At 73.5% G+C, this 26,618-nt stretch carries 16 protein-coding genes and 1 pseudogene; 15 read left to right on the top strand and 2 right to left on the bottom strand.

From position 1 onward, the window contains the following. Positions 1 to 75: 75 nt before the first annotated feature. Genes BU204_RS12405 through BU204_RS12350 form a run of 12 tightly spaced genes read left to right on the top strand, consistent with a single transcriptional unit; the run spans position 76 to position 14,593 of the window. Complete coding sequence (locus BU204_RS12405; protein ID WP_075125790.1) at positions 76 to 1,464, top strand: glycosyltransferase; 1,389 nt, start codon at positions 76 to 78, stop codon at positions 1,462 to 1,464. Between the two features lie 11 nt (positions 1,465 to 1,475). Then, positions 1,476 to 2,750, top strand: a complete 1,275-nt coding sequence (locus tag BU204_RS12400) for a nucleotide disphospho-sugar-binding domain-containing protein (RefSeq protein WP_075125789.1) — start codon at positions 1,476 to 1,478, stop codon at positions 2,748 to 2,750. A 28-nt stretch (positions 2,751 to 2,778) separates the two neighbouring features. Beyond that, positions 2,779 to 4,521 carry an ABC transporter ATP-binding protein gene (locus BU204_RS12395; RefSeq protein WP_075125788.1) on the top strand — a complete coding sequence of 581 codons (1,743 nt, stop codon included), beginning with the start codon at positions 2,779 to 2,781 and terminating at the stop codon, positions 4,519 to 4,521. Then, on the top strand, positions 4,518 to 6,404 hold the full coding sequence (locus BU204_RS12390) for an ABC transporter ATP-binding protein (RefSeq protein WP_075125787.1): 1,887 nt from the start codon (positions 4,518 to 4,520) through the stop codon (positions 6,402 to 6,404). Before BU204_RS12395 ends, BU204_RS12390 begins: the two co-directional genes overlap by 4 nt. 12 nt (positions 6,405 to 6,416) lie before the next feature. Continuing rightward, complete coding sequence (locus BU204_RS12385) at positions 6,417 to 7,499, top strand: glucose-1-phosphate thymidylyltransferase (protein WP_075125786.1); 1,083 nt, start codon at positions 6,417 to 6,419, stop codon at positions 7,497 to 7,499. A 49-nt stretch (positions 7,500 to 7,548) separates the two neighbouring features. Then, the gene (locus BU204_RS12380) at positions 7,549 to 8,979 is read left to right on the top strand and encodes an NDP-hexose 2,3-dehydratase family protein (protein ID WP_075125785.1); all 1,431 of its coding nucleotides are present in this window, start codon (positions 7,549 to 7,551) and stop codon (positions 8,977 to 8,979) included. Beyond that, entirely contained in the window at positions 8,976 to 9,977 is a 1,002-nt protein-coding gene (locus BU204_RS12375) for a Gfo/Idh/MocA family protein (RefSeq protein ID WP_075125784.1), read from the top strand. Before BU204_RS12380 ends, BU204_RS12375 begins: the two co-directional genes overlap by 4 nt. Then, the gene (locus BU204_RS12370; RefSeq protein ID WP_075125783.1) at positions 9,977 to 10,762 is read left to right on the top strand and encodes an NAD-dependent epimerase/dehydratase family protein; all 786 of its coding nucleotides are present in this window, start codon (positions 9,977 to 9,979) and stop codon (positions 10,760 to 10,762) included. Before BU204_RS12375 ends, BU204_RS12370 begins: the two co-directional genes overlap by 1 nt. A gap of 13 nt (positions 10,763 to 10,775) precedes the next feature. After that, positions 10,776 to 11,384: a dTDP-4-dehydrorhamnose 3,5-epimerase family protein gene (locus tag BU204_RS12365; protein WP_075125782.1), complete on the top strand. Its 609-nt coding sequence runs from the start codon at positions 10,776 to 10,778 to the stop codon at positions 11,382 to 11,384. A gap of 32 nt (positions 11,385 to 11,416) precedes the next feature. Further along, positions 11,417 to 12,661 (top strand): nucleotide disphospho-sugar-binding domain-containing protein, encoded by a 1,245-nt coding sequence (locus BU204_RS12360; protein WP_075125781.1) that lies wholly within the window; start codon positions 11,417 to 11,419, stop codon positions 12,659 to 12,661. A gap of 19 nt (positions 12,662 to 12,680) precedes the next feature. Continuing rightward, complete coding sequence (locus tag BU204_RS12355; RefSeq protein ID WP_075125780.1) at positions 12,681 to 13,841, top strand: DegT/DnrJ/EryC1/StrS family aminotransferase; 1,161 nt, start codon at positions 12,681 to 12,683, stop codon at positions 13,839 to 13,841. 11 nt (positions 13,842 to 13,852) lie between these two features. Further along, positions 13,853 to 14,593, top strand: coding sequence for a class I SAM-dependent DNA methyltransferase (locus BU204_RS12350; protein WP_075125779.1), 741 nt, complete (start codon positions 13,853 to 13,855; stop codon positions 14,591 to 14,593). A 12-nt stretch (positions 14,594 to 14,605) separates the two neighbouring features. On the opposite strand, the gene BU204_RS12345 is transcribed toward BU204_RS12350, so the two are convergent. Together BU204_RS12345 and BU204_RS12340 are read right to left on the bottom strand one after the other, a co-directional pair. Further along, positions 14,606 to 15,217 carry a TetR/AcrR family transcriptional regulator gene (locus BU204_RS12345; protein ID WP_075125778.1) on the bottom strand — a complete coding sequence of 204 codons (612 nt, stop codon included), beginning with the start codon at positions 15,215 to 15,217 and terminating at the stop codon, positions 14,606 to 14,608. 16 nt (positions 15,218 to 15,233) lie between these two features. Beyond that, complete coding sequence (locus BU204_RS12340) at positions 15,234 to 15,707, bottom strand: nuclear transport factor 2 family protein (RefSeq protein ID WP_075125777.1); 474 nt, start codon at positions 15,705 to 15,707, stop codon at positions 15,234 to 15,236. A 167-nt stretch (positions 15,708 to 15,874) separates the two neighbouring features. On the opposite strand from BU204_RS12340, the gene BU204_RS12335 reads away from it, so the two are divergent. The 3 genes and pseudogenes from BU204_RS12335 to BU204_RS12325 all read left to right on the top strand — a co-directional run. After that, a complete protein-coding gene (locus BU204_RS12335; protein WP_075125776.1) occupies positions 15,875 to 16,765 on the top strand; it encodes a class I SAM-dependent methyltransferase in 891 nt (296 codons plus the stop codon). A 4-nt stretch (positions 16,766 to 16,769) separates the two neighbouring features. Then, entirely contained in the window at positions 16,770 to 18,005 is a 1,236-nt protein-coding gene (locus BU204_RS12330; RefSeq protein ID WP_083661253.1) for a cytochrome P450, read from the top strand. Between the two features lie 17 nt (positions 18,006 to 18,022). Next, a pseudogene (locus BU204_RS12325) lies at positions 18,023 to 26,618 on the top strand (type I polyketide synthase); the annotation flags it as partial.

Raw genomic sequence — 26,618 nt, 5'->3', positions numbered from 1 at the left:
AGACCGGACTGGGGATTTCTCGGCGTCGGCCATGGGACAAAGACGACGTCCACGTCCCCGCGAGAGGTGCTCGGCATGGAGACCAACCAGCGGCCGGTCCTGTTCGTCAGCTCGGCCGAGAGCGGTCTGCTCAACCCCCTGCTGGTCCTGGCGGGCGAGCTCGCCCGGCGCGGGGTGCCCGACCTGTGGTTCGCCACCGACGAGAGCCGTCGGGCCGACGTCGAACGGCTCTCCGCGGCGAGCCTGGTGCGGTTCGTGGCCTTCGGCACCCCGGAGCGGGAGCGCTCCTCGGCGACGATGGACCAGCGCGACTACGAGAACTTCGCCCACCGGTCCCGGCTGCGGTCCCGCCGTTCCGGGTTCCAGCTGGTCTACGACCCCGCCGGGCAGGCAGCGAAGCTGCGGGAGCTGCGCGACGTCGTCGACCGGAACCGCCCCGCGCTGATGGTGATCGACGGGGTGAGCGTCCTGGCCGTCGCGCTCGCGATCAGCCGGGGTATCCCGTTCGTGCTCAGCAACCCGTTCCTCGTCAGCCACGTCATGACCGGGCACGTGCCGCTGCTCACGAAGTCCCACCTGCCCTGGCCGTTCCCGGTGCCGCACTCCGGCCTGCCGCTGCGGATGACGCTGCGCCAGCAGGTTTACAACCAGGTGTTCAAGCTCAACACGCTCGGGATGTTCCTCGGCCCCGCCATGCGGTCCCGGCTCCGCGCCGACGTCGCGCTGTGCGCCGAGCTGGACATCCCGGGGCCCGCCCGGCGGGCGGCCAACGCCCTCGACCGCGCCGAACTGGTGCTGAACTACACGGTGCGCGAGGTCGACTACCCACTCTCGACGTTGCCGAACATGCGGATGGTGGGCGCCATGCTGCCTCCGCTGCCCGAGGCACCGGACGACACCGCGGTAACCGACTGGCTCGACGCGCACCCCTCGGTCGTCTACATCGGGCTCGGCACGATCACCCGCCTGTCCGAGCCGGACCTGCGCGGGATCGTCGAGGTCGCCCGGCGGCTCGGCGGGCGCCACCACGTGCTGTGGAAGCTGCCCAAGGCGCAGCAGGAGCTGCTACCGCCGCAGGCCGAGCTGCCGGACAACCTGCGGATCGAGACGTGGCTGCCCTCGCAGCACGACGTGTTGGCCCACCCCAGCGTCAAGGTCTTCCTCACCCACGGCGGCAGCAACGGGTTCCACGAGTGCCTCTACTTCGGCACGCCCATGGTCATCCGTCCACTCTGGGCGGACTGTCACGACGTGGCCGCACGCGGCCAGGACCTCGGGGTGAGCCTCACGGTCGACGACCCCTACGTCATGGACCCCGACGACCTCGTGCACAAGATCACCCGAGTCGCCGACGAGGGCTCGTTCCGCGCCGCCGCGGAACGGGTCGCGATGTCCCAGCGGGCCGCCGGTGGCCGGGATGCCGCCGCGGACCTCGTCCTGGACCGCCTGAACCAGCGCCAGTGAGAGGAACGAGCATGCGAGTGCTGTTCGGAGCGTCGTCGTGGCCCGGCCACTACTTCCCGATGGTCCCGCTGGCGTGGGCGCTGCGGGCGGCCGGGCACGACGTGCGGATGCTGTGCTCCCCGTCCGATGTCGACGCGGTGAGCCGCGCAGGGCTCGTTCCCGTGCCGGTGCTCGACAGCGTCGACATGATGATGTTCACCCGGTGGTTCAACGTGGCGAACTTCGCGAGCGGGGACTGGCCGTACCCGGAGCCACCACCCCGGCCGGACGACGGTGAGCCGCTCGACTTCGCGACCTTCGACGCCGCGGCCCGGTGGGCGGAGACGGCGGAGGCGACCACGGCGCAGCTGGGCCGCAGCATCGAGGGGGCACAGCGGTACGCGCGGGCGTGGCGGCCGGACCTCGTCGTCCACGACATGGTCTGCTACGAGGCGCCGCTCGCCGCCGAGGCGGTGGACGTGCCGAACGTGCTGCACCTGTGGGGACCGACCGGCCCGAGCGACGCGCTGGACACCCTCGGCGGCGACGGCGGCAGCGAGCAGTTCTCCTCGGCCACCGCGGAGTCCACGATGACCGGCCTCATCGGACCCGAGCTGGGCGCGCGCATGTTCGGTCGCGCCAGGACGGTGATCGACCCCTGCCCGGAGGCGGTGGCGCCGAAGCTCGCCCTCGACCGGCTGCCGATCCGCTACATCCCCTACAACGGGCCGGGTTCGGTGCCGACCGACCTGCCAGAGCGCACCGGGCGCCCCCGGTTGTGCGTGGTCTGGGGCCGCTCGAGCACCGTCTCGTTCGGACCGGCCAGCAACAGGCTGCCACAGATCATCGCCGCCGCCGAGGCGGTGGGCGCCGAGGTGCTGCTGCTGGCGACCGGCCAGGACGTGGCGGCGGTCGGCCCCCTGCCCGACTCCGTCCGGCCCATGGTGGAGGTGCCGCTGCACCTCGTGCTGCCCGAGTGCGACGCGGTCGTCCACTCGGGAGGTGGGGGCGTCACGATGACGTCGCTCAGCTGCGGAACGCCGCAGCTGTCCCTGCCGATCGCGGTCAACGCGGCCGTGCTGAGCCGGCGGTTCGACCGGTACGGCGCCGGGTTGACCGTGCCGAACTACGAGGCCGACGTCGAGTCGTTGACCGGTGCCCTGTCGCGGCTGCTGACCGAGCCGGCGTTCACCACCGCCGCCCGCGCCCTCGCCGGGGAGGCCGAGACCATGCCCTCGCCGGCGGAGGTGGTGGCCGAGCTCGTCGAGCTCGCCGGCATGCGTGCGGCCCAGCCGGTCTCCGCCTGAGCGGCGTGGACGTCGACGGGGAGGCCCGGTGCTGACCGGCCTGCTGCGAGCCCACCTGCGGCCGTACCGACGTACCGTCGCCGTGGCCTCGGTGCTGCAGGTCGTGGAGGTCGTGGCGTTGCTGCTGCTGCCGACGACCAACGCCGCCGTGATCAACGACGGGGTGGTCTCCGGCGACCCGGGCGTGATCGCCTCGCTGGGTGCGCTGATGCTGCTCGTGGCCGTGGTCGCGGTGGTGGCCGGGATCGCCTCGGTCTCCTACGGGGCAAGGGCCGCGCTCGGGCTCAGCCGCGACCTGCGCTCGGCGGTCTTCCGCCGGGTACTGGAGCTGTCCGACCACCAGGTCGGCCGCTTCGGCGGCTCCTCGCTGGTCACGCGCACGATCAACGACGTCCAGCAGATCGAGCGGCTGGTGCTCGCCGGGTTCACTACGCTGGCCGCCGCCCCGCTGACCTGCCTCGGCAGCGTCGTTCTCGCGGTGAACCAGGACGTGCCACTCTCGGCGGTCCCGGTCGCGCTGATCCCGGTCATGGCGGTACTGACCTGGGTGGTGCTCATCCGCATGGGCCGGCTATACGCGCGGATCCAGCCGAGGGTGGAGCTGCTCAACCGCATCCTCGGCGAGCAGATCTCCGGTGTCCGCACCGTGCGCGCGTTCGTCCGCGACGACTACGAGCTGGCGCGGTTCCGCCGGACCGACGCCGAGCTGTTCCGGCTGTCGCTCGGCACCGGCCGGCTGATGGCGACGCTGTTCCCCGCGGTCATGCTCGTGTCGAACCTCGCCACGGTCGCGATCGTCTGGTTCGGCGGCCTGCGGGTGGGCGCCGGTGCGGTGCGGATCGGCACGGTGAACGCGTTCGTCGAGTACCTGGTCTACATCGTCTGGTCGATCATGCTGACCACCTTCGTGTTCATCACCATCCCGCGTGCGGCCGTCTCCGCCCGCCGGATCCGGGAGGTCCTCGACACCGAACCCGAGGTGACCGCACCCTCCGCACCCGCGGCACCGCCCCCGGGCGCCGGGCGGGGGGTCGCGGTCGAGCTGCGCGGTGTCGAGTTCCGCTACCCGGGTGCCGCGCGGCCGGCGCTGTCGGCGGTCGACCTGTCCGCCGGCCCGGGTGAGACCGTCGCGATCGTCGGCAGCACCGGCAGCGGCAAGACCACCCTGCTCAACCTCGTGCTCAGGCTGGCCGACACGACCGCCGGCAGCGTCCTCGTCGACGGCACGGACGTGCGCGACCTAGACCCCGGCGACCTGACCAGGACCGTCGGGCTCGTGCCGCAGCGGGCCCTGCTGTTCTCCGGCACCGTCGCGGACAACCTGCGGCACGGCCGGCCGCGCGCCACCGAGGCCGAGCTGTGGCACGCGCTGGAGGTCGCCCAGGCCGCCGAGTTCGTTGCCCGGCTCGAGGGCGGCCTCGACGCACCCGTCGCCCAGGGCGGCGCGACCCTCTCGGGTGGGCAGCGCCAGCGGCTCACGATCGCCAGGACCCTGCTGCGCCGCCCCGCCGTGTACCTGTTCGACGACTGCTTCTCCGCACTCGACGCGACCACCGAGGCCGACCTGCGTGCCGCCCTGGCCGTCGAGACCGCCGCGGCCGCGGTCCTGGTCGTCGCCCAACGCGTCGACACCGTCCGGGACGCCGACCGGATCGTGGTGCTCGACGAGGGCCGGGTCGTTGGCTCCGGGCGGCACGAGGAGCTGCTGGCCGGAAACGAGGCCTACCGCGAGATCGTCAGCTCGCAGCCGGTGCGGCTGGTGGCGCCGTGACCGCGCCGACCACCGAGGACCGCCCGGCGGTTCGGGTGCGCGCGGGTCGGCGTCTGCTCGCCCAGCTGGCGCCCTACCGCGTGCACCTGGTCGCCGTGGCGCTCACCGGCCTGGTCGGCGTGCTCGCGGGCACGGTGGCGGCGCCGGCCGTGCTCGGGCGGGCGACCGACGTGATCTTCGCCGGTGCGGTCGGTGCCGGCTATCCCCCCGGCCTCACCGCCGAGGAGGTGGTCGAGCGGGAGCACGCGGCCGGGAACCACGGCGTCGCCGAGGTCCTCGGCACCGTCGACCTGGTGCCGGGCCGGGGCGTCGACCTCGCCGCGCTCGGCAGGCTGGCGGCGGTCCTGCTCGCCCTGTACGCGGTGGCTTTCGTGCTGTCGACGGTCCAGGAACGAATGGCGGCGCTCGTCGTGCGGCGGGTCGTGTTCGACCTGCGCGAGGCCATCGCCGCCAAGCTGACCAGGCTCCCGGTCGCGTACTTCGACAGCTATCCCCGGGGCGAGCTGCAGAGCAGGCTCACCAACGACGTCGACAACGTGCAGCAGGCGCTGCAGAAGTCGGTCGGCGTGGTGTTCACGAAGGTGTTCGTGATCGTCGGCGTGCTGGTCATGATGTTCGTGATCTCGCCGCTGCTCGCCGTGGTCGTGCTGGCGACCCTGCCGCTGTCCGGAGTGGTCGGCGCGGTGATCGCGCGCCGGGCGGAGCGGCGCTACGCCGACCAGTGGGCGGCGACCGGCGAGCTGGCCGGCCACGTCGAGGAGACCTACGCGGGCCATCAGCTGGTCACGGTGCTCGGCCGGCGCCGGCAGGTGGTCGAGACCTTCGACGAGTGCAACGAGCGGACGTTCGACTCCGGGTTGCGCGGGCAGGTCAGCTCCGGGGCGATGGAGCCGGCGATGCTGCTGGTCGGCAACCTCACCTACATCCTGATCGCGGTCGTCGGCGCGCTGCGGGTGGTGAGCGGCTCGCTCTCGATCGGTGCCGTCCAGGCCTTCGCCCAGTACGCGGGGCACTTCGGCAACAACGCCGGCATGCTCGCCGCGGTGGTCGGCGAGCTGCAGTCCGGGATCGCCTCCGCCCGGCGGGTCTACGAGCTGCTCGACGCCGAGGAGGAGGAGCCCGACCGGCCGGCGGCCGAGCGGCTGGCCCCGGTGCGCGGGCGGGTCGTGTTCGACCGGGTGTCCTTCGCCTACACGCCGGGGGTCCCGGTGCTGACCGACGTCTCGTTCACCGTCGAACCGGGACAGACGGTCGCCGTCGTGGGGCCGACCGGGGCCGGCAAGACCACCCTGGCGAACCTGCTGCTGCGCTTCCACGAGCCGGAGAGCGGGCGGATCCTGCTCGACGACACCGACATCGCGACGCTGCCCAGGGCCGAGGTGCGCCGGGCGACCGGGCTCGTGCTGCAGGACAGCTGGCTGTTCGCCGGGACCATCGCGGACAACATCGCCTACGGACAGGCCGACGCGACCAGGGCCGACGTCGTCGCGGCGGCGCGGGCGGCGCGGGTGGACCAGTTCGTCCGGGCGTTGCCGGAGGGCTACGACACGGTGCTGGGCGAGTCCGCCGGGATCAGCGCAGGGGAGCGGCAGCTGGTCACCGTGGCGCGGGCGTTCGTCGCCGATCCCGCGATCCTCGTCCTCGACGAGGCGACCAGCTCGGTCGACTCGCGCAGCGAGGTGCTTCTGCAACGGGCGATGCGGTCGCTGCGCGCCGGACGAACCTGCTTCGTGATCGCCCACCGGCTGTCCACGATCCGGCATGCCGACCTCATCCTGCTGCTCGACGGGGGACGGATCGTCGAGCGCGGGTCGCACGAGCAGCTGGTCGCCCTGGACGGCGCCTATGCCCGGCTGTACGCCAGCCACGCCCCGACCCCGTGAAACGGAGGCGCCATGAAAGCTCTCGTCCTCGCCGGCGGTGCCGGCACGCGGCTGCGCCCGATCACCCACACCTCGGCCAAGCAACTGGTTCCCGTGGCCAACAAGCCGATCCTGTTCCACGTCCTGGAGTCGATAGCCGAGGTGGGCATCGTCGAGGTCGGGATGGTCGTCGGGGACACCGAGGACGAGGTGCGCGCCGCGGTGGGCGACGGCTCGCGGTTCGGCCTGGCCGTGACCTACCTGCGCCAGTCGGCGCCGCTGGGACTGGCCCACGCCGTGGTGATCGCCCGGGACTACCTCGGCGACGAGGACTTCCTGATGTTCCTCGGGGACAACGTGGTGTTCGGCGGCGTCGGCCCGGCCGTGGAGCGGTTCCGCGAACACCGCCCGGACGCGCAGCTCCTCGTCACCAAGGTCGCCGACCCGTCGGCGTTCGGCGTGGCCGAGCTCGACGGCGACGGCCGGCTGCTGCGGCTGGAGGAGAAGCCGGCGAACCCGCGCAGCGACCTCGCGATGGTCGGCGTGTACCTGTTCACCCCGGCCGTGCACACGGCGGTCGGCGCGATCACCCCGTCGGAACGTGGCGAGCTGGAGATCACCGATGCCGTGCAGTGGCTGCTCGTCGCCGGTGCGGACGTGCGGGTGCTGGAGATTTCCGGGTTCTGGAAGGACACCGGGACCGTGGCCGACATCCTGGAGGTCAACCGGAGGATGCTCGAGGCGGTCGAGCCGGCGGTGCTCGGGGAGGTCGACGCCGAGAGCCGAATTGTCGGGCGGGTGCGCGTCGAGGCCGGGGCGAGGGTCACCGGGTCCACCGTGGTCGGTCCGGCGATCATCGGTGCGGGCAGCGTCGTCAGCGGCTCCTACGTCGGCCCCGCGACCTCGATAGCCGAGCACTGCACGATCAGGGACAGCGGTATCGAGGGTTCGATCGTCCTCGCCCGGTCGGTGTTCGACGGCGTCCGGCGGGTCGAGTCCTCGCTCGTCGGCCGGGATGTCGAGGTGACCGCCGCACCGATTGTCCCTTTGCGACATACGTTGGTCATCGGCGACCACGGCCGGGTCCTGCTTCCCCCGACCACACTGGGGTTCTGACTACACATTTCCCGGTACCAATGGCTGTGGAGCGACGTAAGGAGAGCCCATGACTACGGCTGGAAGGTCGTTGCTGCGCAAGCCGGACGACACGCTGGCCGAGCGCCTGGCGTACTCCGCCCGTACCGTCGACAACGGACTCCATTCGATGGACGAGGTGCGTTCCTGGCTCGCGGACCGGAGCGCGAACCAGGTGCACCGGGTCGAGCGGATCCCGTTCGAGGACCTGCGTCGCTGGCGGTTCGACGAGGACAGCGGCGACCTGCACCACGACAGCGGGAAGTTCTTCCGGATCCAGGGTTTGCGCGTCGAGTCCGACTACGGGCCGGTGCCGGCCTGGACCCAGCCGATCATCAACCAGCCCGAGATCGGGATCCTCGGCATCCTCGTCCGCGAGATCGACGGTGTGCTGCACTGCCTGCTGCAGGCCAAGTCCGAGCCGGGAAACCCGGGCGGAGTCCAGGTCTCCCCGACCGTCCAGGCGACCAGGAGCAACTATCTTCGGGTGCACGAGGGCGGTTCGGTGCCCTACCTCGACCGGTTCCGGGACCTGAGCGGTGGGCGTGTGCTCGCCGACGTCCTGCAGTCCGAGCAGGGTTCATGGTTCTACCGCAAGCGCAACCGGAACATGATCGTCGAGGTGGACGACGAGGTCGAGCCGCTCGAGGACTTCTGCTGGCTGACCCTCGGCCAGGTGCACCGGCTCCTCGCCGAGGACAACGTGGTCAACATGGACGCCCGGACCGTGCTGTCGTGCATGCCCGGCGGGTTCGAGGGCGGCGGGGAGGACGGTGGGGAGGTCACCTCGGCGCTGCTGCGCTCGTGCGACCCGGCCGAGGGCGGCCTGAGCACCTCCGTCGAGATGATGAGCTGGATCACCTCCCGGGAGTCCGAGCACACCGTGCGGGCCGAGCTGATCGGTCTCAACGAGGTGCGCCAGTGGAAGCGCACGAGCCACGAGATCCAGCACGAGCGCGGCCTGTTCTTCACCGTGATCGCCGTGGCCGTGCTGGCCAACAGCCGTGAGGTGGGCAGCTGGACCCAGCCGCTGCTCATGCCCTGCGGGACCGGCGCGATCGCGTTGCTCGTCAAGCGGGTCGACGGCGTGCTGCACGCGCTGGTCAGCGCCAGGGCCGAACCCGGCTACCACGGCACGGTCGAGCTCGCGCCCACCGTCCAGTGCACCCCGGACAACTACGAGGACGTGGCACCGGAGAAACGCCCGCCGTTCCTGGACCTCGTGCTCGGCCGCGACCAGGACCGGGTGCTGTTCGACACCGAGCTGTCCGAGGAGGGCGGCCGCTTCTACCACGCCCGCAACCGCTACCAGATCATCGAGGTCGACGCCGACTTCCCGGACGGCGGACGACCGGACTTCCGCTGGCTCACCGTCCACCAGCTCAACGGCCTGCTCCGGCACAGCAACTACGTCAACGTCCAGGCCCGGACCCTCGTCGCCTGCCTGCGAGGCCTCCGATGACACCTCCGCTGTCACTGGGGGTGCTCGGGTGCTCCTCGATCGCCCGCCGCCGGACACTGCCGGCCGCGACATCGCTGGACCAGGTCCGGATCGCCGCCGTCGCCAGCCGCACGCCCGAGCGGGCGGTCGCCTTCGCCGCCGAGTTCGGCGGCACGCCGTGCGGTTACGACGAGCTGGTCGAGAACGACGACGTCGGCGCCGTCTACATCGGCCTGCCCAACGCCCTGCACCACGAGTGGACCCGACGCGCGCTGGCGGCGGGCAAGCACGTGCTCTGCGAGAAGCCGCTCACCGGCGACCCGGCCACGACCAAGGACGTCGTCGACCTCGCCGCCGAGCGGGGCCTCGTCCTCCGCGAGAACTTCGCCTTCCTGCACCATCCCCAGCACGAGCGGGTGCGAGAGCTCATGGCGCGGGGCCGGTTCGGCGAGGTGCGCACGCTCTCCGCCTCCTTCGGCATCCCGCCGCTGCCCGCCAGCGACATCCGCTACGACGCGGGCCTGGGCGGCGGTGCGCTGCTCGACACCGGCGTCTACCCGCTCCGGCTGGCCTGGCTCCTGCTCGGCGAGGGGCTCACGGTCGCCGGCGCCGTCCTGCGGGTCGACGACCAGCTCGGCATCGACGTGAGCGGACACGCGCTGCTGGTGTCCCCGCAGGGGGTCCTCGCCGACCTCGAGTTCGGCTTCCAGCACACCTACCGCTGCCGCTACCAGCTGTGGGGGAGCGCGGCGTCGCTGCTCCTGGACCGGGCGTTCATCACCCCGCCGGAGTACCAGCCGTCGCTGCGGATCGAGGAACAGGACCACACCGAGACCTTCATCCTCTCCGCGGCGCACCAGATCCGGCGCTCGCTCGGCTCGTTCGCCGACGCCGCGCTGGGCGGGCGCACGGACCGGACGGAGGCTCCGTGGCTCGCCGGGGCGCAGGAGACGGCCAGGCTGGTCGAGGAGATCCGCTCGGTCGCCGTCCGGGTGCCCGGCACGGACGGTGCGCGCTGATGGAGGTCATCGGCCACGGGTTCCTCGCCCGACACCTCGTACCCCACTTCGGCGCCCGCCACCCGCACGCGGTGGTGATCGCCGCCGGCGTCTCCAGCGCTGGCTCCACCGAGGGCGCCGCGTTCGACCGGGAGTCCGCCCTGGTCTACGACGTGCTGCGGCGCTGTCGCGCGGAAGGGCGGACAGCCGTGTTCTTCTCCACCGCCTCCACCGGCATGTACGCCGGGCACGACTGCCCCGGCACCGAGCACGGGCCGGTCTTCCCGCGCACCCCCTACGGCCGGCACAAGCTGGGGCTGGAGCGGGTGTGCGCGCTGTCCGGGGCCCGCTGGCTGGTCCTGCGGCTCGGCTACGTCGTCGGCGCCGGCGCACCGCCCGACCAGCTGCTGCCGGCGCTGACGAGGCAGGTCCTCGCCGGCGCCGTCACGGTCTTCCGCGGCGCACAGCGCGACCTGGTCGACGTCCGGCACCTGCTGCTCGCGCTCGACCGGTTGCTCACCGCCGGGGTGACCGACGAGGTGGTGAACGTCGCGACCGGACAACCCCGCGACGTCGAGAACCTGCTCGACGCGCTCGTCGACCGGCTGGGCGTGGTGCCGCGACGGGCATACGTCGGCCAGGACATCGAACCGGCCCGGGTCAGCACGACCAAGCTGCACCGGCTGGTCCCCGAGTTCGGCGACCTCGACCTCGGGCCGGGATATGTCGACGACCTGCTGGACCGCTACCTCGACGGAACCGCGCGGACCGTGCGCGGCGTCGAGCGGGTCCCGGCGGCGAACTGAAGGGAGCGCGACCATGCGGGTACGGCCACTGCGGATCGAGGGGGCCTTCGAGTTCACGCCGGAGCGGTTCCCCGACAGCCGCGGCTACTTCACCTCGCCGTTCCAGGAGGAGGCGTTCGCGGCCGCGGTCGGCAGACCGCTGTTCCCGGTCCGGCAGGCCAGCCACAACCTCTCCCGGCGACCGGGTGTGCTGCGCGGCATCCACTACACCGCGACCCCTCCTGGCGGGGCGAAGTACGTCTACTGCCCACGGGGCAAGGTCATCGACTTCCAGGTCGACCTGCGGGTCGGCTCGCCGACCTTCGGCATGTCGGACTCGGTGGTGCTGGACGAGGCCGAGGGCCGCTCGGTCTACTGCCCGGTCGGCGTCGGGCACGGGTCGGTCGTGCTGGAGGCCGACTCGATGGTGGTGTACCTGCTCTCCCAGGTCTACGTCGCGGCCAACGAGCTCGCCGTGTCCCCGTTGGACCCCGCGCTCGCGCTGCCGCTGCCGCCGGGCCTGGAGCCGCTGATGTCCGAACGGGACGCCGCCGCGCTCACCCTGGCCGAGTCCCGCGAGCGCGGGATGCTGCCCGACTACGCGACCTGCCTGGAGCTGGACCGCGCACCCGCGTTCGTCTGACCGCCGCACACCAGCACGCCGAAGGAGCGCCCGTGCGAGTCCTCTTCACGATCTTCCCCGCGACGGCCCACCTACACCCGATCGTGCCGCTGGCCTGGGCGCTGCAGAACGAGGGCCACGAGGTCCGCGTGGCCGCGCACCCGTCCATGGCGGACGCGATCGCGCGGACAGGCCTGACCGCCATCCCCTTCGGGGACAACGAGATGGTGCGGCACATCGTCGAGTTCAACTCCAATCCGGACAAGCTCGACACGCTCAACGACCGGCTGGTCCTGCGGTGTGAGCCGGACGAGCCGTGGCACGATGCCTGGCTGGCCCTGATCGGCGCGTTCACCTCGTACACCCCCGCACTCGACGAGCTGGTCGAGGTCTGCCGGCAGTGGCGGCCCGACCTCGTGCTGTGGGACCCGCTCTGCGTCCCGGCGTCGATCGCCGCCCGGACCTGCGGCGCCGCCCACGCGCGTTTCCTCTGGGGGCAGGACAACGTCGGCTGGCTGTGGGAGCGGTTCGCCGAGCGCGAACCGGACACCTGCCCGCCGATGGTGAACGGCTCGCTGGACTGGCTCATGGCGCCCATGCTCGAGCGCCACGGCATGGAGTTCGAACCCGAGCTGCTGCTGGGCCAGTGGACGGTGGACCCCCGGCCGGACAGCTGGCGGGTCCCCGTCGACCTCGAGTACGTACCGGTGCGGTGGGTGCCCTACAACGGCGGCGGCGCCGTCGAGGACTGGGTGAGCACCCCGCCCGAGCGGCCCCGGGTGGTACTGACGCTCGGTGTCGGCGGCCGGGGCCGCCTGCTGTTCTCCGAGGCCGGCCACCCGCTGCCCGACGTGGTCCGCGAACTGGCCACCCTGGACATCGAGCTGGTCGTCACGCTGCCCGCGTCCTCCTTCGACGGCGACGTGCCGGACAACGTCCGCATCGTCGACTACGTCCCCCTCAACCAGCTCCTGCCCAGCTGCTCGGCGATCATCCACCACGGCGGGGACGGCACGGCGCTCGCGGCCGGAACCTTCGAGGTCCCGCAGTTGGTGACCTCGGTGCCGTTCTGGGCCGAGGAGAACGTCGGCCGCCACCTCACCGACCAGGGCGTCGGTCTGGTCGTGAACCCGGCCGGGTTGACCGCGGGGGTCCTGCGGGAGCAGCTGTCGAGGTTGCTCGAGGAGCCCCAGTTCGCCAAGAGCGCCGTCGCCTTCCACGAGGAGCTGCGCCGGCGTCGCGGCCTCCACGAGGTGGTCCCGGTGCTCGAGGAGCTCACCGCACGCCATCGGCGATGACTCGAAAGGTGCACACGCCATGGGTAAAATCAATGTCTTCCAGCCGACGTTGGGCGAGGAGGAGGCGGCCGCGGTAGCGGACGTCTTCGCCAGCAACTGGCTCGGCTACGGCCCGCGGGCCACGGCGTTCGAGGCCGAGTTCGCCGAGCACCTCGGGGTTCCGGCGTCGCGGGTGCAGCTGATCAACTGCGCGACGGCCGGCCTGTTCCTGGCCGTCGAGTTGCTCGGGCTCGGACCGGGTGACGAGGTCGTGCTGCCCTCGCCCAGCTTCGTCGCGGCCGGCAACGCCGTTCTCGCCAGCGGCGCGCGACCGGTGTTCTGCGATGTCGAGCCGCGCACTCTCAACCCGACCGCGGCCGACGTCGCCGCCGCGCTCACCCCGCGGACCAAGGCCGTGCTGGTGCTGCACTTCGGCGGCAGTCCCGGCGACATCGCGTCGATCTCCCGGCTCTGCCGCGACCGCGGCGTGCCGTTGATCGAGGACGCCGCCTGCGCTGTGGCCTCCCAGGTGGACGGTCAGGCGTGCGGCACATTTGGCGACCTCGCCGTGTGGAGCTTCGACGCGATGAAGATCCTCGTGACCGGCGACGGGGGCATGCTCTACGTGCGCGATCCCGAGCTGTCCGAGCGGGCCCGCCGGCTCGCCTACTTCGGCATGGTGAAGTCCAGCGGCTTCGTCCAGGCTGGACAGACGCCCCGCTGGTGGGACCTGAACGTCGCCGAACCCGGTCGGCGGATCATCGGCAACGACATCACCGGCGCCCTGGGCAGCGTGCAGCTTCGCCGGTTGGCCGGGTTCGTCGAGCGGCGGCTGGAGATCGCCGCCACCTACGACAGCCTGTTGGCCGGGATCGATGGGCTGCATACGCCGCCGCCGCTGCCCGACGGGCACACCAGCTCCGGCTACTTCTACTGGGTCCAGGTGGCACCGGCGCTGCGTGACCGGTTGGCGTCCGACCTGCTGGCCGCGGGGGTGTACACGACGTTCCGGTACCCGGCCCTGCACCAGGTGCCGATCTACGGCGCGACCGACCAGGTGCTGCCCGGGACCGAGCGGGCGGCCGAGGAGACGCTGCTGCTGCCGCTGCACCAGGCCCTCACCGACGACGACGTCCGGTTGGTCGTGGACACGGTAATGCGGTCGGTGACCGCGACCGTGCCGGAAACACTCGCTGTCTGAAAGAGGTGACGATGACCGCCATCCCCGCTCCGGCCGGCACCCAGTACGGGCGGCGCCAGGCCGACATCTACGACGCCGTCTACGGCTCACGCGGCAAGGACTGGTCGGCGGAGGCGGACACGGTCGCCGCGCTGGTCCGCTCGCGCTGTCCCGACGCCACGTCGGTGCTCGACGTCGCCTGCGGCACCGGCAACCACCTGCGCCGCCTCGTCGAGCTGTTCGACCGGGCCGACGGCCTGGAGCTGTCGGTGCCGATGGGCGACATCGCCCGGGCCAAGGTCGGCTGGGAGCGGGTGCACACCGGCGACATGCGCGGGTTCGACCTCGGCCGGGTCTACGACGCGGTGCTGTGCATGTGCTTCTCGATCGCCTACGCGACCTCCACCGACGAGCTCTGCGCGACGCTGCGCTGCCTGGCCGCGCACACCGCCCCGGACGGGGTGGTGGTCGTGGAGCCCTGGTGGTTCCCCGAGCGGTTTCGCCACGGCTACGTGACGGCTTCGGCGGTGGTCCAGGACGGCAGGGCCATCACCCGGCTGTCCCACTCGGTGCGCGACGGTGACACCAGCCGGATGACGATCCGCTACACGGTGGCCGACGCCGAGGGCATCGAGGACTTCACCGAGTGCGAGGTGCACTCGCTGTTCACCCGCGACCAGTACCTGACGGCGTTCGACGACGCCGGCCTGCGTGCGGAGTACCGGGAGGGCGGGCCGAGCGGGCGGGGCCTGTTCGTCGCCGCCCACGGATAGGACGCGTCCCGGCTACTCCCCGCCGCGGGCCAGCGACCCGAGGATGATCTCGCGAGCCGCGCGGACCGTGGCCGTGAAGTCCTCCGGGGCCCGGCCGATGCGTTCGGCGCCCGCGCGCATGACGCCGGAGAGCAGCTCCACCGCGAGGTGCACGTCGCCGACGTCCCGGAACTCGCCGCGGGCTACACCGTCCCGGACGACGTTCTCGACCTCGACCACGATCGCGTGGAACGGGCCGTCCGGCCCCTTGGGCACCTCGGCGACGAGCGGGCCGGAGCCCGGCCGGAACATCAGCTGCATGGCCTGGTCGGTGGACGCGTCCAGGACCGCTTCGATGATCTCCCGCATCCGCTCCGTCGCCGGTTCCCGGGACCGCGCCGCGATCGCGGCCACCCGCTCGACCGCCGGGCGGCTCGCCCGCCGGGCCAACGCCAGGACCAGCGCGCTCTTGTCCGGGGCGTAGTTGTACAGCGTGTTGCGCGCGAGCCCGGCCCGGGTCGCGATGTGGCCCATGGTGATCGAGTCGTAGTGGCGTTCGAGCAGCAGTTGCCGCATCGCCTCGGCGAGGTCGGCCCACACCAGTTCGTGGTGCTCCTCGATGCTGGCTCCCCGAATCCGCGGCATCCAGGCATCCTCCTCCCTAGCGGGCCTGCTGCGCGGCCAGGGCGGCGCTCGACAGGTGCGAATTCTCCTGGTAGGTCGAGGTGAGCCGGACACGGCTCAGGCGCCAGCCCTCGGCCGTGCGGACCGCCTCGTTGTCGTAGAAGCCGACGACCAGCCAGCGGTTGGCACCAGCACCGGCGAGGTCCTCGGGGAGCCAGTGTTCGGCCCGGACGTGCGCGTGGATTCGCGCGGTGTCGCCCTCGAGGTCGATCACGTGTCCGGTGATGGCGTGGTGGGTGGCCACGAAGGGGGCGAAGGCGGCTCGGACGCTCTCGAGGTAGTCGGCGAGCGGCAGGGTCATCGGCGGGATGCCGGCCACGGACTCGAAGTCGAGCGTGAGCGGGTCGGTGAAGACGAGGCCGGGCAGCTCGGTGAACTCCTTCAGGTCGGCGATGTCGGCGTAGCGGCCGAGCAGTTCGATCAGGTCGGCGCGGTCAGCGAGCGCGTTCATGGGGGTCCTTCTCCGGTCGTGCGACCGCGCGCCTTTTGCGACGGTCTGTCGTGAAGATTACGACAGGTTGTCGCATAAATCAAGGCCGCCGCCAACTAAGGATTTCCGAGACCCGCTCTCCATACGGTGCAGGGAGCCGGTTCGTCCGTCGAGGAAGAGGTACCGGGATGTTGAGCACCGTGAGGAAGTTCGGTCGGGTGATGCGCGCGGTGAGCACCCGAGATCCCGACCAGCGGGTGCGGCGGCTGTACCAGCTGCCCGACCCGAGCACGCAGTTCGCCGACCGGTCCACCCGCTACATCAACATCGGCTACTGGGCCGACGAGCGGACCACTGTGGACGGGGCCGGCGAGGCGGTCGCCGCGCTGCTGGCCGACGCCGCGCGGTTCGAGCCGGGCCAGGACATCCTCGACCTCGGCTGCGGTTACGGCGACCAGGACTTCCTCTGGCTGAAGGAGAAGAGCCCGCGGGTCATCCACGCGCTCGACGTGACGCCGCACCAGATCGACGGCGCCCGGCGGCGCGCGGCCGAGGAGGGCGTCGCGGACCGCCTCCGCTTCCAGGTGGGAACCGCCACCGAGCTGCCGTTCGAGGACGGCACGTTCGACCGGGTGGTCGCGCTCGACGCGGCGCAGCACTTCAACACCCGCACCCGGTTCTTCCGGGAGGCCTTCCGGGTGCTGCGTCCCGGCGGGATGATCGGCACGGTCGACACGATCCCGCTGGACGAGACCACGCCCCGCCGGACCTTCCGCGCCACCCGGTTCAGCCTCTACCGGTTCAGCGTTCCCGACGAGAACTGGTACGACCGGGCCGGCTACGCCCGCCGCCTCGGCGCGGCGGGGTTCGCGCAGGCCTCGGTGACCTCGGTCCGCGAGCACACCTGGGAGCCCTGGTTCCGCTACTGGAGCGGTATCGCACGCCACCCGTCGGCGCACCCCGAGCTGCCGCCGGAGGTTCTCGAGACGGTGGCCAGGGAGTGGCGGGACACCGAGCAGATCAAGCGCGAGCTCGACCTCCTCGACTACGTCGTCGCGGTCGCGGTGAAGCCGAGGTGAAGGGATGACCGAGATGACCGGGACGACTGGGATGACCGGGACGACCGAGACCACCGGGTCCGACGAGCTGCCTGCCCTGGAGTCGCTGCGCCGCCCGCCGCTGGGCGACAACCCGTGCCTGCGCGGGATGCTGGCGGAGAAGCCGATCTGGCGCGTCCGCACGGCCACCGGCGACGAGGCGTGGCTGGTCCTGGGCCACAAGGAGATCCGGGACCTGCTGCGCGACCCGCGGCTGGGCCGGACCCACCCCAACCCGGCGGAGGCGCCGCGGCTCGCCGACAACCCGATCTTCGAGATGATCGCGTCCGGTGCCGGCGGTGGCGACCCGCGTGAGGTGCACGCCGGCATGCGTGCGTTGCTCGTCCCGTACTTCTCGCGCAAGCGGATGGCGGCACTGCGGCCGCGGGTGGAGTCCATCGTGGACGCCGCGATCGACGACATGCTCGCCAGGACACCCCCGGTGGACCTGTGGTCCGAGTTCACCCTGCCGGTCCCGCTGCGCGTGCTGGGTGAGCTGGTCGGCGTGCCGGAGGACGAGCGCGACTACATGGCCGAGCTGCTCGACCGCATGCACGAGACCGGCGAAGGGTCCTCGCCCGAGGACAAGATGGAAATCCTCGGGTACCTGACCAAGCTCGCCGCGCGCAAGCGCGAGCACCCGGGGGAGGACCTGATCACGGTCATCGCCGAGGGGCTGGACGACTGGATCGTCGCGTCCGTGGTGTGCCTGCTGCTGTTCGCCGGCTACGAGGGCGTGTCGACCCACATCGCCAACGGGATCACCCGCATCCTCACCCGGTCCGACCTGCGCTCCGCCGTGGACTCCGACCCGGCGGTGATGGAGACGGCGGTCGAGGAGATGCTGCGTACTGCCAACGTCGGCGGTGGCTGGCAGCCGCACTACGCGCTCGAGGACATCGAGATCCAGGGCATCACCATCCGCGCCGGTGAGCTCGTGCTGCCCGACTTCGCCATGGGCAACCACGATCCGCGCCAGTTCGACGACCCGATCACCGTCGACTTCCGCCGCTCGCCCAACCAGCACCTGACCTTCGCCCACGGCCCCTGGCACTGCATCGGCGCGCCGCTGGTGCGGCTCGAGCTGAACGTGATCTTCAGCCGGCTGCTGTCGCGCATCCCCACGCTGCGGTTGGCGACCGACCTGGACGACCTGTTGAACCCGGACACCATCAAGCACCGCCTGTCCGGCACCATCGACCGCCTCCCGGTCGCCTGGTAGCGGCCGCGATGACGTCCCCGGATTCCACGAGCACCGAGCAGCGCCTCCGGGACTACCTCCGGCGAGCGAGCGCGGACCTGCAGCGGACGCGGCGGCGGCTGGGCGAGCTCGAGGCCGCGGCGCACGAGCCGGTCGCGATCATCGGCATGGCCTGTCGCTACCCGGGCGGGGTCACCGGCCCCGAGGACCTCTGGCGGCTCGTCGAGTCCGGTCGGGACGGTGTCACCGGGCTGCCGACCGACCGCGGCTGGTACCTCGACGCGCTCGACTCGGCCTCGACGCTGTCCGGTGGCTTCCTGCACGACGCGACGACCTTCGACGCCGACTTCTTCGGCATCTCGCCGCGCGAGGCGCTGGCGATGGACCCGCAGCAGCGGGTGCTGCTGGAGTCGGCCTGGGAGGCGATCGAGCGCGCCGGGCTCGACCCGCTCTCGCTCAAGGGCAGCGGCACCGGCGTGTTCGTCGGGGCGATCCCGCAGGACTACCGGGTCGGCCCCGGCGACAACGTGGACGGCTTCGCGCTCACCGGCTCGACCTCCAGTGTCCTGTCCGGACGGTTGGCCTACGTCCTCGGGCTGGTCGGACCGGCGCTGACCGTCGACACGGCCTGCTCGTCCTCGCTGGTGTCACTGCACCTCGCGGCGCGGGCGCTGCGCACGGGGGAGTGCTCGCTGGCGCTCGCCGGCGGGGTGACCGTGATGTCCTCGCCGCTGACGATCGCCGAGTTCAGCAAGCAGGGCGGGCTCGCCGCTGACGGCTACTGCCGCTCGTTCGCCGACTCGGCCAACGGCACCGGCTGGGCCGAGGGCGTGGGCGTGCTGGTGCTGGAGCGGCTGTCCGACGCGGTCCGCGACGGGCACCGCGTCCTCGCCGTGCTGCGCGGCTCCGCGGTGAACTCCGACGGCGCCTCCAACGGGTTGACCGCCCCGAACGGCCCGTCCCAGCAGCGGGTCATCGAGCAGGCACTGGTCGACGCGCGACTCTCGGCGGACCAGGTCGACGTGGTCGAGGCGCACGGCACCGGGACGGTGCTCGGGGACCCGGTGGAGGCCGAGGCGCTGCTCGCCACCTACGGCCGCGGCCGGCCGGCGGAGCGGCCGCTGCTGCTCGGCTCGGTGAAGTCGAACCTCAGCCACACCCAGGCCGCCGCCGGCGTTGCCGGCGTGATCAAGATGGTGCTGGCCATGCGGCACGGGGTGCTGCCGCGCACCCTGCACGTCGACCGGCCCACCTCGCATGTGGACTGGTCCAGCGGGGGCATCCGGCTGCTGACCGAGAACGTCCCGTGGCCCGAGACCGGTGAGCCGCGCCGGGCCGGGGTCTCCTCGTTCGGGCTGAGCGGCACCAACGCGCACGCGGTGCTCGAGCAGGCTCCGCCGGTGGAGACGCCTGCCGAGCAGGCGGCCCGCCCGGCGGGTGCCGTGCCGCTGGTCGTGTCCGCGCGCGGCGGCGAGGCACTGCGCGAGCAGGCCGCCCGGCTGGCGTCCACCGTGGAGACCGCTGACCTCGCCGACGTCGCCTACTCGCTCGCCGGCGGCCGGTCCTTGTTCGAGCACCGCGCTGTCGTGGTCGCCGCCGACACCGCCTCGGCCAGGGCCGGGCTCACCGCGCTGGCCGAGGGCAGGCCCTCCGCCGGTGTCGTGACCGGCGCGGCGAGCCGCGGCCGGCCCCGGCTCGCCGCGCTGTTCGCCGGGCAGGGCGCCCAGCGGCTGGCCATGGGGCGCGCGCTGCATGGGCGTTTCCCGGTGTTCGCCGAGGCGTTCGACGCGGCGCTCGCCGAGGTGGACCGGCACCTGGACCATCCGCTGCGCGAGGTCGTCTGGGGTGCCGACGCGGGCGCGCTCGCGGCCACCGGCGCCGCCCAGCCGGCGCTGTTCGCCGTGGAGACCGCGCTCTACCGGCTGGTGGAGTCGTGGGGCATCACCCCCGACTTCCTCATCGGACACTCGGTCGGCGAGATCACCGCGGCGCACGTGGCCGGCGTGTTCACGCTCGCCGACGCGGCGGCGCTGGTCGCCGCGCGGGGCAGGCTCATGCAGGCGCTGCCCGCCGGCGGGGCGATGGTCGCGGTCGAGGCCACCGAGGACGAGGTGGCTCCGCTGCTCACCGCCGGCGTGTCGCTCGCCGCGGTGAACGGCCCCCGGTCGGTCGTGCTGTCCGGCGAGGAGCCCGAGGTCACCGCGCTCGCCGAGCGGCTCGCCGCCGACGGGAGGCGGACCAGGCGCCTGCACGTGTCGCACGCCTTCCACTCGTCCAGGATGGACCCGGCGCTGGCACCGTTCCGCGAGGTGGTCGCCGGGCTCGACGCCCGCGAGCCGCTGGTCCCGGTGGTGTCGAACCTGACCGGCGAGCCCGCCACGGTCGACCAGCTGACCTCGGCCGAGTACTGGGTCGAGCACCTCAGGGCGACGGTGCGGTTCGCCGACGGCTGCGCGTGGCTGCGCGACCACGACGTGACCGCCTACCTCGAGCTCGGCCCGGACGGCACGCTCACCGCGCTCGCCCAGGCCGTCCTGCCCGCCGAGTCGGTCGTGGTCCCGGCGCTGCGGCCGGAGCGCGACGAGGTCGAGACCGTCACCGCCGCGGCCGCCGCGCTGGCCGTCGCGGGCGTGCCGGTGCGCTGGGACGCCTACTTCGCCGGGACCGGCGCATCCACGGTGGACCTGCCGACCTACCCCTTCCAGCGCCGCCGGTTCTGGCCGAGGGACGGCTTCGGCATCCCCGGCGAGGCACGCCCTACCGGCATCGGTGCGACGAACCACCCGCTGCTGTCCGCCGCGGTGGCACTGGCCGGCTCCGACGGCGTGCTGCTCACCGGGCGGCTCTCGGTCGCCGACCAGCCCTGGCTCGCCGGCCACGTCGTCGCCGGCGCCACTCTGCTGCCCGGAGCGGCGCTGCTGGAGCTGGCGATCCGGGCCGGAGACGAGGTCGGCTGCGACCTCGTCGCCGAGCTGACGATGGCGGCACCGCTGGCGCTGCCCGAGCACGGCGGCGTGGTCGTGCAGCTGTGGATCGGGGGCCCTGGCGAGGACGGGCGCCGCACGCTCGACGTCTACTCCCGGCCCGACCAGGGCGAGGACCTGCCGTGGACACGCCACGCGACCGGTGTTCTCGCCACCGCCACCACCCCGGTCCCGGCCCCGGTCGACTGGCCGCCCGCCGGTGCCGAGCCGGTCGACCTGACCGGGTTCTACGACCGGCTCGCCGAGGAGGGCCTGCGGTACGGGCCGGAGTTCCGCGGGCTGGTCGCGGCCTGGCGACACGGGTCGGAGGTGTACGCCGAGCTGGCGCTGCCCGCGTCGGTGGCCGGGGACGCGGCCGCGTTCGGCTTGCACCCGGTGCTGTTGGACGCCACCCTGCACGCGAGCGCCCTCGCTGGGCACGACGATCGCGGCGGCCTGCCGTTCTCCTGGACCGACGTCCGGCTGCACGCCACCGGTGCCCGCACTGCTCTGGCCCGGCTGGTCCCCGCCGGCGACCGGGTCTCGATCGAGCTGGCCGACGGCACGGGCGCGCCGCTGGCCGACGTCGGTGAGCTGGTCCTGCGCGCACCCGGCCCCGCCGTCGCCGACGGCGCCCCGCACCGCGACCTGTACCGGCTGGACTGGGTGCCGGTCCCGACCGGCGCGCAGGGCGCTGCGCCACCCGTGCTGGGGCCGGACCCGCTGGGCCTCGCCGATCTCCTCGGAACCGAGCCGGCCGACCTGGACGCGCTCGCGGCCGGCGCCGTGGCGGCAGCCGTGCTCTGCCCGATCGCCGGTGGCCCCGACGCCGGTGACCCGGGCCCGACGCTCACCGCCGTCCTGGCGCGGCTCCAGTCCTGGCTCGCCGAGGACCGGTTCCCCGAGACCCGGCTGGTGCTCACCACCCGCGGCGCGTTCGACGGCGACCTCGCCGCGGCCGCCGCCTGGGGCCTGGTCCGCACGGCCCAGGCCGAGCACCCCGACCGGTTCGTCCTGCTCGACCTGGACGAGTCCGCCGACGCCGACGCGGTGCGCGCGGCCCTGTCGACCGGCGAGCCCCAGCTGGCCGTCCGCGCCGGTGCGCCGTTCGCCGCCCGGCTGGCTCGGGTCGAGCCGACCGAGCCGACCGAGCCGACGCGGGCCGAGAGCTGGGACCCCGACGGCACCGTCGTGATCACTGGCGGCACGAGCGGGCTGGGCGCGGCGCTGGCGCGGCACCTGGCAGCCGAGCACGGCGTTCGCCACCTGCTGCTGCTCAGCCGCAGCGGCGCCGCTGCCCCCGGGGCGCCGGCACTGGTGGCGGAGCTGACCGCGCTCGACGCCGAGCCGCTCGTCGTGGCCTGCGACGTGGCCGACCGCGGCGCGCTGGAGGTCGCGTTGGCCGGCGCCACCCGCCCGATCACGGCCGTACTCCACGCGGCCGGGGTGCTCGCCGACGGCGTCGTCGCCTCGCTCACCCCCGACGCGCTGGCCACCGTGCTGCGCCCCAAGGCCGAGGCCGCGCACTACCTGCACGAGCTGACCCGCGACCTCGACCTGTCCGCGTTCGTCCTGTTCTCCTCGCTCGCCGGGCTGCTCGGCGCGCCGGGGCAGGGCAACTACGCCGCCGCCAACGCCTACCTCGACGCGCTCGCCGCGCACCGGCGGGCGGCCGGCCTGCCGGCCGTCTCGCTCGCCTGGGGGCCGTGGGCCGAGACGACCGGGATGTCCGGCGGGGACACCACCGGACGGCTGCGCCGCCTCGGCACCCCACCGCTGTCGCTCGACCACGGGCTCGCGCTGTTCGACGCCGCGCTGACCAGGCCTGAGCCGGTCCTCGCCCCGGTGCGGCTGGACCTGGCGGCGCTGCGGTCCGCGCCCGCCGTGCCGCTCGTGCTGGCCGGCCTGGTCCGCACCGGCACGCGCCGCGCCGCCGGCACCGGCCCGACCGGCGGGTTCGCCCTGCGCCTCGCCAGGCTGGCCGGGCCGGCGCGGCGCGACGCCGCGGTCGACCTGGTCCGCGAGCGCATCGCCGAGGTCCTCGGCCACGACGACCCCCGCTCGATCGACCCGACCCGCGCCATGGCCGACCTCGGGTTCGACTCGCTGACCTCGGTCGAGCTGCGCAACCGGCTCGCCGCCGCCACGGGGCTGCGGCTCAGCGCGACGCTGGTGTTCGACCACCCGACGGTTGCCGCCCTGGCCGAGCACCTGCTCGCCGAGGCCGGGGACGGCACCGTCGAGACGACCGGTCCGGCGCCGGCGGCGACCGACGCCGACCCGATCGTGATCGTCGGGATGGCCTGCCGCTACCCGGGTGGGGTCCGGTCCCCGGAGGAGCTGTGGCGGCTGCTGGGCGAGGGCCGGGACGCGATCTCCGGCTTCCCCACCAACCGCGGCTGGGACCTCGGCTCGCTGTACCACCCCGACCCCGACCATGCCGGCACCTCCTACACCCGCTCCGGCGGCTTCCTGCACGACGCGGGCGAGTTCGACCCGGCGTTCTTCGGGATGTCCCCGCGGGAGGCGGTGGCGACCGACGCCCAGCAGCGGCTGCTGCTGGAGACCTCCTGGGAGGCGCTCGAGCGCGCGGGCATCGATCCGTCGTCGCTGCGCGGCAGCCGGACCGGCGTGTTCGCCGGCGTGATGTACGGCGACTACGGCGCGGTGCTCACCGACAGCGAGTTCGAGGGCTACCTGGGCACCGGGAGCTCGGCGAGCGTCGCCTCCGGCCGGGTCGCCTACGCGCTGGGCCTGGAGGGTCCGGCGGTGACCGTCGACACCGCCTGCTCGTCCTCGCTGGTCGCCATGCACTGGGCCATGCAGGCGCTGCGGGCGGGGGAGTGCGGGCTGGCGCTGGCCGGCGGGGTCACCGTGATGTCGACCCCGGCGCCGTTCGTCGAGTTCTCCCGCCAGCGCGGGCTCGCCCCGGATGGCCGGTGCAAGGCGTTCGGCGCCGGCGCGGACGGGGTCAGCTGGGCCGAGGGCGTCGGCGTGCTGGTGCTGGAGCGGCTCTCGGACGCGGTCCGCAACGGGCACCGGGTGCTGGCGGTGGTCCGGGGTTCGGCGGTGAACTCCGACGGCGCGTCCAACGGGCTGACCGCCCCCAACGGCGGCTCGCAGCAGCGGGTGATCCGCCAGGCGCTCGCCGCCGCCGGGCTGTCCGCCTCGGACGTCGACGTGGTCGAGGGCCATGGCACCGGCACCGCGCTCGGCGACCCGATCGAGGCGCAGGCCCTGCTCGCCACCTACGGCCAGCACCGCGCGGCGCCACTGCTGCTGGGCTCGGTGAAGTCCAACCTCGGGCACACCCAGGCCGCGGCCGGGGTCGCCGGCGTGATCAAGATGGTGCTGGCGATGCGGCACGGTCAGGTGCCCCGCACGCTGCACGCCGACACGCCCTCCCCGCACGTGGACTGGTCCGCGGGCGCCGTCGAGCTGGTCACCGAGCAGACCGGCTGGCCGGAGGTGGACCGGCCGCGCCGCGCCGCGGTGTCCTCGTTCGGGTTCAGCGGCACCAACGCGCACCTGGTCCTCGAGCAGGCACCGTCCGTGGACGAGCCGGTCGAGCAGGCGGCACCCGGCGTCCTGCCGCTGCTCGTGTCGGCCCGCGGCGCAACGGCACTGCGCGAGCAGGCACGGGCCCTGGTGTCCGCCCTGGGTTCGGTACCCGATACCGCGTTCTCGCTGGCCACGACGCGGGCGAGCTTCGAACACCGGGCGGCCGTGGTCGCCGCCGACCGGGACACCGCGGCCCGGGCGCTGGCCGCCCTCGCCGCCGGGGAACCGGACCCGGCGCTGCTGACCGGGGAGGCGGTCGCGGGGGAGCGGCTCGCCATGCTCTTCTCCGGGCAGGGCAGCCAGCGCGCCGGCATGGGCGGCGAGCTGTACCGGCGGTTCCCGGTGTTCGCCGAGGCGCTGGACGAGGTGGCCGCGGCGTTCGCGCCGCACCTGGACCGGCCGCTGCGCGAGGTGATCGCCGACGGGGAGCCGCTGGAGGACACCCGCTGGACCCAGCCGGCGCTGTTCGCGATCGAGGTCGCCCTGTACCGGCTGGTCACCTCGTGGGGCGTGCGGCCGAGCCAGCTGGCCGGCCACTCCGTCGGCGAGCTGGCCGCCGCGCACGTCGCCGGTGTCCTCTCGCTCGACGACGCCGCGACGCTGGTCGCCGCCCGGGCCCGGCTGATGGCGGCGCTGCCCGCCGGCGGGGCGATGGTCGCCGTGGAGGCGGCCGAGGACGAGGTCGCCGACCTGCTCGACGAGCACGTGTCGCTGGCAGCGGTAAACGGCCCGACCTCGGTGGTGCTCGCCGGGGACGAGGAACCCGTGCTCGCCGCCGCGGCCCGGCTGGCCGAGCGGGGCCGGCGGACCCGGCGGCTGCAGGTCAGCCACGCCTTCCACTCCGCCCGCATGGACCCGATGCTCGACGAGTTCCGCGCGGTCGCCGCCACCCTGACCTACTCCCCACCCGCGGTTCCGGTGGTCTCCGCGCTGACCGGCGCGCTCGCCGCCGAGACCGAGCTGTGCTCGCCCGAGTACTGGGTCGAGCACGCCCGGAGGACCGTGCGCTTCGCCGACGCCGTCCGGGCGCTCGACGCGCTCGGCGCCAGCGTGTTCGTCGAGCTGGGCCCGGACGGCGTGCTCGCCGGGATGGCCGCGGACACCCTCGCCGACGCGCTCACCGTCCCGCTGCTGCGTGCCGACCGCCCGGAGGAGTCCGCGCTGGTCACCGCGCTGGCCCAGCTGCACGTGCGCGGGGTGGCGGTCGACTGGCCCGCGTTCTTCGCCGGCCGGGGCGCGCGCACCGTGGACCTGCCCACCTACCCCTTCGAGCACGAGCACTACTGGCCGCAGCCCGCCGCCCGGACCGCCGCCGACCCCGCCGAGCAGCGCCTGTGGGCCGCTGTCGAACAGGGTGACGCCGGTCAGCTCGCCGGCCTGCTCGGGGTGACCGAGGACGACCTGGGTGGCGTACTGCCGGCGCTGTCCTCCTGGCACCGCGGCCGCCAGGAGCGGTCCCGGCTCGACGCCTGGCGCTACCGCGTCGACTGGACGCCCGTGCCCACCTCGGCCGCACCGCGGCTCGCCGGCACCTGGCTGCTGGTCGGCGCGGGGGACGGGGTGGCCGAGGCGCTGCGCGGTCACGGCGCCGAGGTGCTCGCCGCCCGTCCCGAGGACCTGGCCGGTGCCGGCGAGGTCGCCGGAGTCGTGGCGAGCGACCCGGACCCCGCGACGCTCCTCGCGCTCCTGCGGGCCGGTCCGGACGCCCCGCTCTGGGTCACCACCCGGGGCGCGGTGACGACCGGCGGAGACGACCTGCTCACCGACCCCGAGCGCGCCGCGCTGTGGGGCCTGGGCCGGACCGCGGCGCTGGAGTACCCGAACCGCTGGGGTGGGCTGATCGACCTGCCGGCCGACCTCGACCAGTCGGCCGCGACACGGCTCGCGGCCGTACTGGCCGGTACCGGCGAGGACCAGGTGGCCATCCGCCCGGCCGGGGTGCTCGGCCGCCGGCTCGTGCACCACCCCGCCGCCGCCCCGGCCGGCGAGCTGCGCCTGGCCGGCACCGTGCTGGTCACCGGAGGTACCGGCGGGCTCGGCGCCGAGGTGGCCCGCTGGCTCGCCCGCGCCGGTGCCCCCCGCCTCGTGCTGACCAGCCGCCGCGGGCCCG

Origin of the sequence: Actinophytocola xanthii, assembly GCF_001921205.1 — a bacterium.
Lineage (GTDB): Bacteria > Actinomycetota > Actinomycetes > Mycobacteriales > Pseudonocardiaceae > Actinophytocola > Actinophytocola xanthii.
The sequence above is the reverse complement of the archived record's forward strand: the minus strand, read 5'-3'. Positions and strand labels throughout refer to the sequence as shown.